Source organism: Halobacteriovorax sp., from assembly GCF_048381875.1.
Taxonomy (GTDB): Bacteria; Bdellovibrionota; Bacteriovoracia; order Bacteriovoracales; family Bacteriovoracaceae; genus Halobacteriovorax_A; species Halobacteriovorax_A vibrionivorans.
The window spans coordinates 314182-327537 of sequence record NZ_JBLXBP010000003.1 but is presented as its reverse complement, the minus strand read 5'-3'; the positions used below and the strand labels follow the sequence as shown (position 1 = coordinate 327537).

The window sequence follows — 13356 nt, the reverse complement described above, 5'->3', positions numbered from 1 at the left end:
TAATTAATACACTAATAATTAATTGAATATACTGCTAGAGAGCCGTTTTAACAAGCTTTTTGACAACTATTTTCAAGTAGTTAGACTCAATAAAAAACTAGTAGTCGCTCTTTTTGACGAAGTATTTGAAATAATGTGGATTTCGATACTTATAAAACTTATCTTGCTTCACAGAGTGTACATAAACTTTATTTTTATACTTATACACATCATAGCTATCACCTTCGACATCTTTAAATTCATAAAGAAAATCGAGGTTCTTTCGTTTTAATAAAGTATTTAAACGTTTTGTGTCGTGAATTAGAGGCCCTGTTCTCTCTGGCATACTTTCATACTCATCCCAAAGGCTCGACATATCAATACGACCAAGCATTGAAGCACGAGAAAAATAACGAGTTGCTTTAAAGTCTTCGTCTGGCCTTCTTAATTCTTCTAAAACCATCTTTAAGTTTTTGGCCCTTAACTTTCTAGCGGAACGTGATTGATCCGGACAAAAGATTCCTTTTGAAGCTGGAATAAAGAAGTAAGTAAACGAGAACTGTCCTCGTTTAAAAAGAACATTCAACCAAGGATATTGTTTTGTTTTAGAAACTCCATTTTCTATAAGTGCATCGAAAAATGGTTCATTAGGTTCAATCGTATTATATTCTGGGTTATCCACTCGATTGATAACGACTTTGGCAACGTCACGTCTTTCACTTCCGTAACTATCATCAAGACGGCCGACTTCATGAATAAGAATTGTTTCAAGTGCATATAGCTTTCGATAAATTTCTTTTTGCTTTTTCCAAAATTTGTAAACAAGAGCAGACTTGTCATAAACATAGTGACTAAGCGCATATCGGGCCTTACTCTTATCTTCAAAAATCTTCTTTAAAATATCACTCTTGGTTTTACTCTTCTTAAGAAGATCAACGTAATAATTTTCACGCTCAATAATCTTCTTCTCCCAATACTTTATACGCTTGTATGTTTTCTTATGGCCACGACGTAAGACACGATCAAGTCGATCGATAAGATCTGAAATATCATAACGTAAGTCTTCAGTAAGAAACGGCTCATCAAAGCCAATAATACGTAAATAAACACTATCAATTAATGAGCGAAGAGAAAGGTCAGAGCGTCCTCTTTTGGAATCAACACTTCCATCTTCTACAATTTTTCTTAGTAAGTAGGTTGAATTAGATTTAGCTTTTCCTTCAGGTGTTTCAATATCTTTATATTTATCGTATTCAGATCTCAAGTGAAGATGATCCACTGGGAACTTAAATGACTGAAAGAAGTATAGACTTCCAAGATATCTTTCAAAGTCTTTTAGAAACTTTTTTATCTCTACTTTTGACTTGATCGCTAATGTAGACTTTTCATCTAAAGTCTTTGCATAGCGATAGTGATAGTTGTGTTGCATCGCTTTTTCAAATTGAGATTTAATTTCTCTATTTCTTGCCAAGACTTTTCTAAATGAGCGCATTTTAGATAATCTTTTTTTGATATTAGCAATCCACTCTCTTTTTTTCTTCATTAGAGGAATGTGCTCACTGATGGCCTCATCATCTAGTTGGCCATCTAACTTGAAAGGAATAAAGATTCCATCACCTAGAAAGTCTTTATAGAGTTTTTTCGATTTATTATAGACTTGCATATTACAAGTTGCTTTGTATTGTGCTCTATGAAGACTAAGATAATTTTTAATTACCTCTGAATCACTTGGTCCCTTAGCAAAAATCGTGCTGACTAAGAATAGGATGGAAATGGAATACTTATAAAGTTTTAACAAACTCGCTACTCCATAATCCAAGACATGAGCTATTACTCATAACAAGCTGGATACTATCTTTATTAGAATTCTCTTTAATTAATGAAATCAGCATATCTAATTCAGTTACAATTGATGTTTTTACACCGATACCATCGAGATCTGCTTTAAGTTTTTCAACATCAAGATCCCCCTGTCCCTTGGCCGTAGTAGGTCTCATTGGTTTTATGATAGTTGCGCTTGCAACATCCTTAAGAGAGTCAACAAAACGCTCTTGAAAAAGATCACTTCTTGCTGTCGCAGAGCCCGGTTCAAGATATGCGTGAATCTTCTTACCTGGATACTTAAGAGAGATCGCACTTACAGTTTCTGTAACGGCAGTTGGGTGGTGGGCAAAGTCATCAATGATAGGAGATTCATTAAACTCACCTTTCACTTCTTGTCTTCTTTGCACCATTTTCAAATCAAGAATTCCTTCTTGGATTTCATCAACTGTTTTCCCAGCTTTTAATGCAACGATGATAATAGATGTTAGATTTAAAATATTATGCATTCCCATAAGATTGGTCTTAAAGGTATGCTCCCCTTGAGAGCATTTCATGCTAAAAGTAGATAATCCATTTTCAACATTGATAATTTTTACGTTCTCACGACTATATTCTGACCACGACTTATCGGCCGTTTTTAGATCTTTAATACTTTCCCACTCTGAACAAGCGATCACTTCATCCACATCAGGTAAGATCGCCTTAAATTCATCTTTAATATCTTCAATTGATTCAAAGATATCAGCATGATCAAATTCAAGAGATGTAATAATTAATGTATTGATAAAGTATGAACGAAACTTAGAATACTTTTCAAAATATGCTGAGTCATACTCATCAGACTCGATAAAGAAATACTCTCCTTCACCTGTTCTTGCAGGTGGCCTCTCATCCATTACCCCACCAATTAAATAACCGGGATTCATTCCAAGCTTTTCAAATAATTGAACTCCAAAATAAGTTGTTGTTGTCTTTCCATGTGTTCCAGAGATACCAACAACTTTCTTATTTTTTAAAACGAAAGCACCAATAGCAGCCGGAAACGAACAGAATGGAATACCAAGTTCTTCAAGCATGCGAGCATCATCAGATTGTCTTGCTACAACATTACCTACTACAATTAAGTCATAACCTTTAATAATATCTTTTAAGTTTTTATCTTCGAGATTGAAAATATCGATTCCAGAAGACTCTAGATAAGTACTCATTGGAGGATAGAACATACGATCGGCGCCGGCCACTTCAAGGCCAGACTCTTTTAATAGACAAGCGGCTGCTCCCATACCTGTCCCACATATGCGATAGAAGAAAACCTTCTTCACATTTGTAACATCCTGTAATTTCGTAATATCCATATAATTAGCTAAATTCATTAAAATCTCCAAGTGGCTAATATTGTATCTCTTTATAGAAAAAAAATTAAGGCAAATAATATTCCTGACGAAAAGAGATAAGTATTACATTGAGGGAATTGATGAAGATGAATTTTTATAAAATGAACTTACTTTACTTAATACTATTATTTGGTTGTACAAGTATTAATTTTACTCAGACAACACTTAAGAGAAACCCATCTTCAATCACAGGAATTGAAAAAGAGTCTTGCCTACGTGCTCTTTCAAGCTTCCTTGATGTGAATTCAAATAGTGTCGAAATTGAAACCTTAGAAAATGCGTTAAATTATAAATACACTGGTAAAGACCTTTCTGCCATGAAACTAGGGATAGAGTCCACATACTTTGTTGATTATGAACATACAGCTCTACATTTAAATAAAATATACAATGGTGATACTACCTTAAGAAATAGTGACCATCCTTATCAGTATAATGGTGAAAAGAAATTACTACGTGCTGCTATTGGTGGAAAACAAAATCGAAAGAGCTGGAGTGAGCCTGCTATCCATAACTACATGGAAACAAGAAGTTATCTCATGGAAGAAAAGCCAGACTTTAACTTCGATGAATACCTAAGAGCACATGCCAGCATGATGAAGGATGGAATAGAAAGTGTTAGAGAGGATCAATTAGGTAGTGTTCGTAAAGAGTATTGGTATGGGAATGAAATGGGTTCAGGAATATCAGAACAGGCCCTTAAGAATATTGAATATAATCCTTATCTAACTTTTGAAAAGGCTCCAGCAGAGGGCATGGGCTATATGGCCGAAGAAGGGAAAGTCAGAGGAAAGATCCATTACCCTCAGGTCGAAAAGCTAAGTGATACAGCGAAAGAAAGGCTTGAAGCCTTTGCACCTGAAACGGCAGCTAAAGTAAAAAAAATACAGGAAAGAAATGTTAAAGCCACTCCTGAACTAATTGAAGAAGTTGTTAGAAAGCTTTCAGAAGAGAGATTTGATTTTTTTGCTAAAGAAAGAGAAAAGATTGGAGCAATAGATACAATTGAAAAAGCTGAAGAATATATTGAATTGGTTGCACAATTACAAAGAGATATTGTCTCAATCCATCCAACTCCAAATGGAAACGGAAGAACCTCAAGAGTCTTTGCTCTTAATTATGCTCTAATGAAAGAAGGTCTACCTCCAGCAAGATTAGCTTTCCCAAGTAATGACTTATACATGTCAGACGAAGAATGGGCACAACAAGTAAAAGAAGGAATTCTAAACACAATTAGACTTTATAAAGATTTAAATTATAGAGTGAGTTCTGGTATTCCATTAGAGGGATCTCCTCAACTCGCTTTCCCAAGTGCACCGAAGTTTACAGATATTGACTACAAGAAATATTCTTCACCAGATAAAATTGAAGACTATACAAATGCCGCTGTCGATATCGGTCAATATGCACAATACCTAGAACAAGCAAAAGCCTTAAATGGAAATACGCGAATTACAAAAGAGCAACTTGCAAAGATCAATAAAGATTTTGAAGAGTTCTTTAAAAAGAATAATATCTTTTATCGCCATAAGAAAGAAGGTGATCAACTTGTAAGTCTAAATTTTGCAGACACAGACTTTAGAACATCTTTTGGTAGTCGCTCATATCGTTCAAAAGAAACATATGATTATAAAATGGACCGATGGTACTCTGAAGATATTGTTTGGCGTGGACTCTCAAGAAAAAACCAAGAGATTCAAGAGGAAGAGATAATCGGAATGTTTGAATCATTCCATACTCAAATTCTTTCAAATAACGTTGTAAGAAAAGTTAATGGAAATTCAAGTCAACAACAAATCCGTGATGCTATTTTTACTGATTTTAAGCAATACAATGATGATTTATATTCGCAAAATGGAAAGTTAGTTCAAATGGCAAAGGATCATTCTGAAACTGGTCCTCTGTATGGGCAAAGCTATGGATACTCAACATCAAAGAACCGAACAGTCGGAAAAGCTTTTGCGATGGGTGCAATGGTAATTGCAGAATACGGACAACACCACGAACTTCAGCACTTATTGAAATCGAGAGTCCTTATCGGAATGCGAAGAGCAAAGAAAGATGTCGATTTAGGTAGACTTAAACAAGTACGAAATGACTTTTCTTATATGTATGGACGTCAACAAGAAGTTATGGGAATCGGTGGAGCCGATCCTGATTCAGTAATGACAGTTCAATTAATTGATGAAGAAGGAAAAACAATCAAGACATACGTACGTGATGTTAATGATCCAAAACGAATACTCTTACTAGATGGAGATGTTGAAGACTTCTATAATATAGATGAATCTAAGATTGAAAAGGTTATTGAATTAACGAGTGATGATCCAAACATACAGTTAATTTCAATGTTTATAGACCTAGAATTCCAAGCTACGGCGTAATGCATTTAACTTGGCACGATCATTCCAATAACCGAGAACCTCATTGCACAGGAGAACAACTCCTGTGTTTGTTTCGGGAGTAATCCACATTGATGTTCCAGTAAATCCGAGATGCCCAAATGTATTAGTTGTTGCACCACTTCCAGCGAGCGTGTTTGAAGAATTGGAAACACTGTCCCAACCATTAATAAAGCGATGGTCACTTTGTCTTTTCGTATTTTGAATTAATGAATAACTCTCTTGTGCCTTTAGTAATGTTCGACATACTCCATCGATTGTACCAAAGAGTCCTGCGTGAGAAACCTTCTCCCCAATAACATATGCATTGTCATCGTGTACTTCACCATCGATTAGCTGCCTTTGTCTTCGACCAGTGGGAGCACAAATTTCATCTTCGATATCAAGCCAGTGGACAATCTCCTCATCCCACATTGGTGAAACTAAGTCGTAGAGATTTTCTTTTTTTTCAATTTCTAACTGAAGCCTTAGAGCACCAAAGTCAGAATAGACGGTATCACTTTCTTTAATTGCATAAGATGATACTTGCTTGCGCCAAGAATCACGTGAAAGCCTTCCCCATGCCTTTAGTCCACCACGATGATTGAGTAGGAGTTTCATGTCATCATTAAAGAGTTCTGGGCTTCTTAAATAAGAGAAGCCTAAAGTTAACGGCTTTGTAAGAGAAGCGAGATCAAAATAAACTTTTTGGCCTTTCAAAAAAGGGTTATCGTATAAAGAATAACTCTCATATGATTTCTTTTTAAAGTCTATATGAGCAAGAGCAAGGCAGTTAAAATTATAACTGCCAAACTCATTTGCTACATTATTTATGATCTCTTCTAAATTCATTATTTGTTGCGTATTACTGCTTGAGCTGCAGCTAAACGTGCAATAGGAACTCGGTATGGCGAACAAGAAACATAATCAAGACCAATTCTATGACAGAAGTCGATTGATTTAGGCTCTCCACCATGTTCTCCGCAAATACCAACGTGAATTTCTTTATTGGCATTTCGTCCTTGTTCAGTTGCAAATTTAACAAGATAACCAACACCTTCTTGATCAAGTGAAACAAATGGATCACTTGGAAGAACTGATTTTGAAATATACTCAGTTAAGAAACGTCCAGCATCATCACGAGATAATCCAAAAGTAGTTTGAGTTAAATCATTTGTTCCAAAAGAGAAGAAGTCAGCATGAGTTGCAATATCGGCCGCAGTAATGGCCGCACGAGGAAGTTCAATCATCGTACCAAGCTTATAATTAAACTCTTTATCACCTCTAACTTGCTCAATCGTTGCAACTAAGATCTCTCTAAGAATTGATAATTCTTTTGCTGTTGCGACAAGAGGAATCATTATTTCAGGTCTTACATCGATACCTTCATCAATTGATTCAAGTGCTGCTTGTGTAATGGCCGTTACCTGCATTGTATAGATCTCAGGATAAGTAATTCCTAAACGACACCCTCTATGCCCTAGCATTGGATTAAATTCGTGTAGTCTTTCACAACCCTCTTCAATCGTCTTTAATTCAACATCAATATACTCTGCCAATTCTTTTTTATCTTCTAACTCATGTGGAAGAAATTCGTGAAGAGGAGGATCTAGAAGTCGAATATTTACAGGTTTTCCATCAAGGGCCTTAAATATTCCTTTAAAGTCCTCTTTTTGATATGGAAGTAATTTCTTAAGTGCTTTTTCTCTATGAGAAGTTGAATCTGCAAAAATCATCTCACGAACGGCAAGAATTCTTTCTGGTTCAAAGAACATATGCTCAGTTCGACAAAGGCCAATTCCTTCAGCACCAAACTTAACAGCAGTCTCACTGTCTTCTGGATTATCAGCATTAGTTCGAACTCTTAAGGTTCTAATTTCATCGGCCCACGCCATAAACTTTGCAAAGTCTGCATTTATTTCAGCGTCAAGTGTTGGAACTTCACCTTCAATAACTTCACCAGTTCCACCATCAAGTGTTATGAAGTCACCTTCTACATATTTCTTATCACCAACAATCATGGTGCGATTCTTACTATCCACTAGAATTTCTGAACAACCAGCAACACAAGGTTTTCCCATCCCACGAGCGACAACGGCCGCGTGAGAAGTCATCCCTCCACGAGCAGTTAGAATTGCTTGAGCTGCGGCCATTCCCGCAATATCTTCTGGTGAAGTCTCTTGGCGAACAAGAATAACTTTTACACCATTTTCATGCATACTAGTTGCATCATCAGAATGGAAAACAATCTTTCCGGCACCAGCACCAGGAGATGCTGGAAGACCTTTAGCAATGATATTCTTCGTTGCATCTGGATCAAGTCTTGGGTGTAGAAGTTGATTAAGCGCTTCTGGATCGATTTGCATAAGTGCTTCTTCCTTCGTCACAATCCCTTCTTCCTCAAGATTTACAGCTATTTTAAGAGCTGCTGCTGCAGTTCTCTTACCATTACGAGTTTGTAGAAGATAAAGTTTATTAGCTTCAATCGTAAACTCGATATCCTGCATATCTTTATAATGCTTTTCAAGTTGCTGATAAAGATCTGTTAACTCGGCAAATGCCTTTGGCATATATTCTTCAAGTGTTTTTTCACTTCGATTAGAATCATTCTTTGAACATTCATTAATTGGAGCCGGCGTTCTAATACCTGCAACAACATCTTCCCCTTGTGCATTCACAAGATATTCACCAAAGAACTTCTTTTCACCATTAGATGGGTCTCGTGTGAAACAAACACCTGTTGCACAATCGTCTCCCATGTTTCCAAAGACCATGGCCTGAACATTAACAGCTGTTCCCCAGTCTCCTGGAATTCCATTTAACTGACGATACTTAATTGCGCGAGGGTTATCCCAAGATCCAAAGACTGCTTCAATAGCAAGCCAAAGTTGTTCCATTGGATCGGTTGGAAATTTCTTACCTGTTTCTTGAGCAATAATTTGTTTATAAACTTTAACAAGGTTTTTAAAATCTTTTGCATCAAGTTTTGTATCAGAGTCTACACCTTTTGCTTCTTTCAAATCTTCTAGAGTTGATTCCAAAAGAGAATGACTCATTCCCATAACAACGTTTGCATACATCTGTATAAAACGACGGTAAGAGTCCCAAGCAAATCTTTCGTTATCAGACTTCTTACTTAGGGCCTCGACTGTTTCGTCATTTAATCCTAGATTTAAAACAGTATCCATCATTCCAGGCATTGATACTCTTGCCCCTGAACGTACAGAGAAAAGCAGAGGATTATCTCCACCTCCAAAAGTCTTACCTGTTGAAGACTCAACAAGCTTTAATGCTTCTTCTACTTGCTTTTTAATATCGTCATTAAACGACTTAGTTTTTTGATAATCGATACAGGCTTCTGTTGTAACAGTAAAACCTGGAGGGACCGGTAATCCAAGAGAAGACATCTCAGCTAGGTTGGCACCTTTACCACCTAGAAGGTTTTTCATGTCTTTGTTACCTTCAGTTTTTTCTTTTGAAAACGAGTAAACCCATTTACTCATAACTGCGCTCCTTGCTTAGTATAGAAAAAAGGCCACGATCAATGTGGCCTTTTACAAAAAATTAAATATAGATACGATCTCTTAAGTAGTTTTTAAGTTGATCAATCGCTACGCGCTCTTGATTCATTGTATCGCGGTCTCGAACTGTAACCGCATTATCTTCGAGAGAATCAAAATCAAAAGTTACACACATTGGTGTTCCAATTTCATCTTGGCGACGATAACGCTTACCAATTGAACCAGCGACATCATACTCTGCCTTAAATTCTTTTTGCAGGTCATGAAATAATGCAGTTGCTTGCTCATTTAATTTCTTTGTCAGTGGAAGAACTGCTACTTTAATCGGTGCTAGAGATGGATGGAACTTCATTACCGTTCTTTCGTTCTCTTTATCTCCTTCATTTTCAATTCTAAATGCATCACAAAGAATTGCTAGTAGTGCACGATCACAACCAACAGAAGTTTCAAGTACATATGGAAGATATTTTTTATTTCCATCTTGAACATCAGTATATTTTAAATTCTTCCCAGAAAACTCTTCGTGCTTTCTTAGGTCAAAGTCAGTTCTTGAGTGGATACCTTCGATCTCATCCCAACCATGAGGGAATTTATATTCAATATCCTCAGCTGCATCTGCGTAGTGGGCAAGTTCATCACCAACGTGTGGATGCCATCTTAAGTTTTCAGGACGGATACCATTTGAAATATGCCAATTCCAACGAAGTTCTTTCCAGTCCTCCATCGCCTTCATTTGCTCACCTGGTTTTACAAAGTATTGCATTTCCATTTGTTCAAATTCACGAGTTCTAAAAATGAAGTTACCAGGAGTAATTTCATTTCTAAACGCTTTACCAATTTGAGCAATACCAAATGGAAGCTTCTTTCTCATTGTCGATTGAACATTTAGAAAGTTTACAAAAATTCCTTGAGCTGTTTCAGGTCTTAAGTAAACATCTGCCGATGAATCTTCAACAGGACCCATTTTAGTTTTAAACATTAGGTTAAAATCACGTGGTTCAGTGAATTCACCCTTTGCACCACAATTTTGACATGGAGCTGATGTATCGATTTTATCTTCGCGGAAGCGAGACTTACATGCCTTACAATCAACCATTGGATCATTGAAGCCATCAACGTGACCAGAAGCTTTCCATACCTGAGGGTGCATGAAGATCGAAGCATCAACACCAACGATATCTGAGCGGAAAGTCATTGCTTGCCACCACTTATTCTTTAAATTTCTCTTTAATTCAATTCCATATGGGCCATAATCCCAACAAGATGAAAGACCACCGTAGATCTCAGAACTTTGAAAAATAAACCCACGACGTTTAGCTAAACTAACAATCTGCTGCATGTCCTTAATATTGCTTTCTGACACATTGCCCCCTACTCTTAAATATAATTGGTGAAAGTATACCTTTTTGTACTCTAATCGGCTAATTATTTTGACCATAATTTTTTCCTAATTGCCTGATTTTCCTTGTATTTTCGACACTTCGTGCTACAACCCACAAATGAAGAAAACTGAGATTTTGGCCCCTGTGGGGAATATGCAAATGTGCCTTGCTGCCATCCATGGTGGCGCTGACGCAATTTATGTAGGAATGCCCGGATTTAATGCCCGCGGTAGAACACATGATCATTCTGTAAATGAGTTAAAAGAGATCATCGATATGTGTCACCTCTACGGTGTTAAGGTTCATGTGGCCTTTAACATACTCATTTTCGAAGAAGAGTTGCCGGCGGCAATTGCTAAACTCTCAGAAGTTGTTGCATTAGGACCTGACGCTCTTATCGTTCAAGATATCGGCCTAGCAAAGATTATTCGTGAGACTTATCCTGATCAAGTCATTCACGGCTCAACTCAAATGACAGTAACAAATCACGATCACATAACATTTCTTGATGATCTCAATATTGAAAGATTTGTACTAGGCCGTGAAAACTCAATTCCTGAAATTAAAGAAATCAGAAATAATACAGATAAAGAATTAGAAGTCTTCACACACGGTGCTCTATGTGTCGCCTATTCAGGTCAATGCTTTACTTCTGAAAGTATTGGAGGACGTTCTGCCAATCGCGGACAATGTGCCCAAAGTTGCAGGTTTTCTTATGAAATGTTTGTAGACGGTGAAAAGAGAGATCTGAAAAAAGACGGAAATAAAATGAGCTATCTTGTTTCTCCTCAAGACCTTTGTGGAATAGAGGAAGCAAATGAACTTCAAGATATTGGTGTCGATTCACTTAAAATTGAAGGCCGTCTTAAAGCACCATCATATGTTTCAACTGCGGCAAGTGCTTTCAAAGCAAAGTTAGAAGGAAAGCCTCTTTCTCAGGCAGACCTTGATAAAATGTCTCTAACATACTCTCGCGGCTTCTTTTCTGGCTGGCTCCACGGAGTTGATCACCAAAGATTAGTGAAAGGAAATTACGGAAATCACAGAGGGATTGAAATTGGTAGGGTAAAAAAAGTATCCAGGCCAACAATTGAAATTGATACAGACCGTAGCTTTGAAAATGGAATGGGTATTGTTGTTTGTGATGACAATAAAGAAATAGAAGTAGGCTCATCTATCTTTGATGTAAAAAGAAAAGGAAAGAGAGTTACTCTATCACTTGCACACGATATTAAGTGGCAACAGCTTCGCCCAGGTATGATGCTTTACCTAAATTCTGATCCAAACGTCATCAAAGAAAGTGAATCTCTTGTGACAGATATTAACAAGCAAAAACGAATCCCTATCAAAATCGAGCTAAAAGCAATAGTTAGTGAAAAGCTTTCTTATAAAATTGATGATGGAAAGAATACTATTATCGTTGAAAGTGAAGATATCGTTGAAGAGGCTAGACGAGAAGCAGATATTGAAAAAGTTAAAAAAGATGCAACCGCTCTTTCTCGAACAATTTATTCAGTAGATGATTTCAAACTTACTCTAGGAGAGAAGTCTCCATTCATTCACTCAAAGACATTAAAGAAGCTAAGACAAGATACCGTAGCTAGACTTAATGAAAAACGTCTTGAAGTGAAAATACCAAAAGCATTTGAATATCAGCTGACAAAAAAAGAAGTTAGTGAAATAGATATCACTCTTAATTTCCTACTTCGAGATATTGACCAAGTAAAAGAAGCCTTCGATATTTTAAAAGAATGTGAATATGATGCGCTTAATATCACACTAGATTTTGAATTTGGTAAAGACTACAAACCATCTCTTGAGCTTTTAAGAGGACTTAAGAATTGTCGTGTAGGAGTTGCAACTAATCGAATTCTAAAACCAAAAGAGTACCATCACCTAAATGTCTTAACTCGACTTGCACCAGACTTTATTCTTTGTCGCAACCTAGGTTCATATCAATATCTACGCTCTAAATGTGACATCCCTTTAAAAGGAGATTTCTCATTAAATATTTCAAACTCTCAAACCGCCAATTATCTGCTTGATAAAGGTTTTGAGACACTGACTTCATCTTATGATCTCAATGCAAAACAACTTGAGAACCTTCTGGTCAACACTGACGCTGGAAAAATAGAAGTCAATATTCACCAATATATGCCAAGCTTTCATATGGAACACTGTGTATTTGCTGCATTCTTATCTGAAGGTTCTTCATTTAAAGATTGTGGAAAACCATGTGAAGAACACCATGTGGAATTAAAAGATCAATTTGGAAATATGCACTTTATTAAGGCCGATCAAGAATGTCGAAACACGATGTTCAATGCCGTTGCCCAAAGTTCAACAGACCTTGTGGATGAGTTAATGGCAAAGGGTGTCTCAAACTTTAGAATTGAACTATTAAATGAGCACGGTGAAACTCTAAAGACAAAACTTGAAAGCTATCTTAATTACTTCAATGGTAAAATCTCAACTGGTGAGTTAAAATCACTTCTAGGCACTCAAGAAAAGTACGGTATCGGTACTGGGATGCTTATGAAAGACGATACATACCAAGCGAGAAAGAATTAATGGCAAAAGCCGACAAATGGTTTGTTTATATTATTGAAACTGAAAATGGAAAGCTCTACACGGGGATTACAACTGATGTAGAGCGACGATTTGAAGAACACAAGAATGACCCTAAAGGTGCAAAGTTCACCAAGGCCAACCCTCCTAAAAAAATTCTCTTTACAGAAGAACATCTAGATCGCTCAAGTGCCAGTAAACGAGAAGCACAGATAAAAAAGCTCTCACGTCCTCAAAAGCTGATTTTAATCAATAATAAATAGTACACAAAAGCTCCTTGTTCTGTTGTGAAATCGGCTTAAGTTTT

Annotated in this window: 8 protein-coding genes; 3 read left to right on the top strand and 5 right to left on the bottom strand. The window is 36.7% G+C overall.

Going from position 1 to position 13356, the window contains the following annotated elements; genetic code table 11:
• Positions 1-97: 97 nt before the first annotated feature.
• On the bottom strand, positions 98-1777 hold the full coding sequence (locus ACN5L8_RS10035) for a hypothetical protein (RefSeq protein WP_419172957.1): 1680 nt from the start codon (positions 1775-1777) through the stop codon (positions 98-100).
• Complete coding sequence (locus ACN5L8_RS10030) at positions 1761-3176, bottom strand: Mur ligase family protein (protein WP_419172956.1); 1416 nt, start codon at positions 3174-3176, stop codon at positions 1761-1763. Before ACN5L8_RS10030 ends, ACN5L8_RS10035 begins: the two co-directional genes overlap by 17 nt.
• Before the next feature lie 101 nt (positions 3177-3277).
• On the opposite strand from ACN5L8_RS10030, the gene ACN5L8_RS10025 reads away from it, so the two are divergent.
• The gene (locus ACN5L8_RS10025; RefSeq protein ID WP_419172955.1) at positions 3278-5581 is read left to right on the top strand and encodes a hypothetical protein; all 2304 of its coding nucleotides are present in this window, start codon (positions 3278-3280) and stop codon (positions 5579-5581) included.
• On the opposite strand, the gene ACN5L8_RS10020 is transcribed toward ACN5L8_RS10025, so the two are convergent.
• From ACN5L8_RS10020 to ACN5L8_RS10010, 3 genes are all read right to left on the bottom strand, one after another.
• A complete protein-coding gene (locus ACN5L8_RS10020; protein ID WP_419172954.1) occupies positions 5558-6430 on the bottom strand; it encodes a serine hydrolase in 873 nt (290 codons plus the stop codon). The genes ACN5L8_RS10025 and ACN5L8_RS10020 overlap by 24 nt on opposite strands.
• Entirely contained in the window at positions 6430-9081 is a 2652-nt protein-coding gene (ppdK, locus tag ACN5L8_RS10015; protein WP_419172953.1) for a pyruvate, phosphate dikinase, read from the bottom strand. The genes ACN5L8_RS10020 and ppdK overlap by 1 nt, the downstream gene beginning before the upstream one ends.
• A gap of 61 nt (positions 9082-9142) precedes the next feature.
• Positions 9143-10462, bottom strand: coding sequence for a glycine--tRNA ligase (locus ACN5L8_RS10010; protein ID WP_419172952.1), 1320 nt, complete (start codon positions 10460-10462; stop codon positions 9143-9145).
• Positions 10463-10598: 136 nt separating this feature from the next.
• Between ACN5L8_RS10010 and ACN5L8_RS10005 the strand changes: the two genes are divergently transcribed.
• The gene (locus ACN5L8_RS10005) at positions 10599-13052 is read left to right on the top strand and encodes a DUF3656 domain-containing U32 family peptidase (protein ID WP_419172951.1); all 2454 of its coding nucleotides are present in this window, start codon (positions 10599-10601) and stop codon (positions 13050-13052) included.
• On the top strand, positions 13052-13312 hold the full coding sequence (locus ACN5L8_RS10000; protein ID WP_114705594.1) for a GIY-YIG nuclease family protein: 261 nt from the start codon (positions 13052-13054) through the stop codon (positions 13310-13312). Before ACN5L8_RS10005 ends, ACN5L8_RS10000 begins: the two co-directional genes overlap by 1 nt.
• The last annotated feature ends 44 nt before the right edge of the window (positions 13313-13356 follow it).

Excerpts from the sequence above, each read along its gene's own strand:
- ACN5L8_RS10020 (WP_419172954.1), bottom strand. The coding sequence starts at position 6,430 with ATGAATTTAGAAGAGATCATAAATAATGTAGCAAATGAGTTTGGCAGT.
- ppdK (WP_419172953.1), bottom strand. The coding sequence starts at position 9,081 with ATGAGTAAATGGGTTTACTCGTTTTCAAAAGAAAAAACTGAAGGTAAC.
- ACN5L8_RS10025 (WP_419172955.1), top strand. The coding sequence starts at position 3,278 with ATGAAGATGAATTTTTATAAAATGAACTTACTTTACTTAATACTATTA.
- ACN5L8_RS10030 (WP_419172956.1), bottom strand. The coding sequence starts at position 3,176 with ATGAATTTAGCTAATTATATGGATATTACGAAATTACAGGATGTTACA.
- ACN5L8_RS10005 (WP_419172951.1), top strand. The coding sequence starts at position 10,599 with ATGAAGAAAACTGAGATTTTGGCCCCTGTGGGGAATATGCAAATGTGC.
- ACN5L8_RS10000 (WP_114705594.1), top strand. The coding sequence starts at position 13,052 with ATGGCAAAAGCCGACAAATGGTTTGTTTATATTATTGAAACTGAAAAT.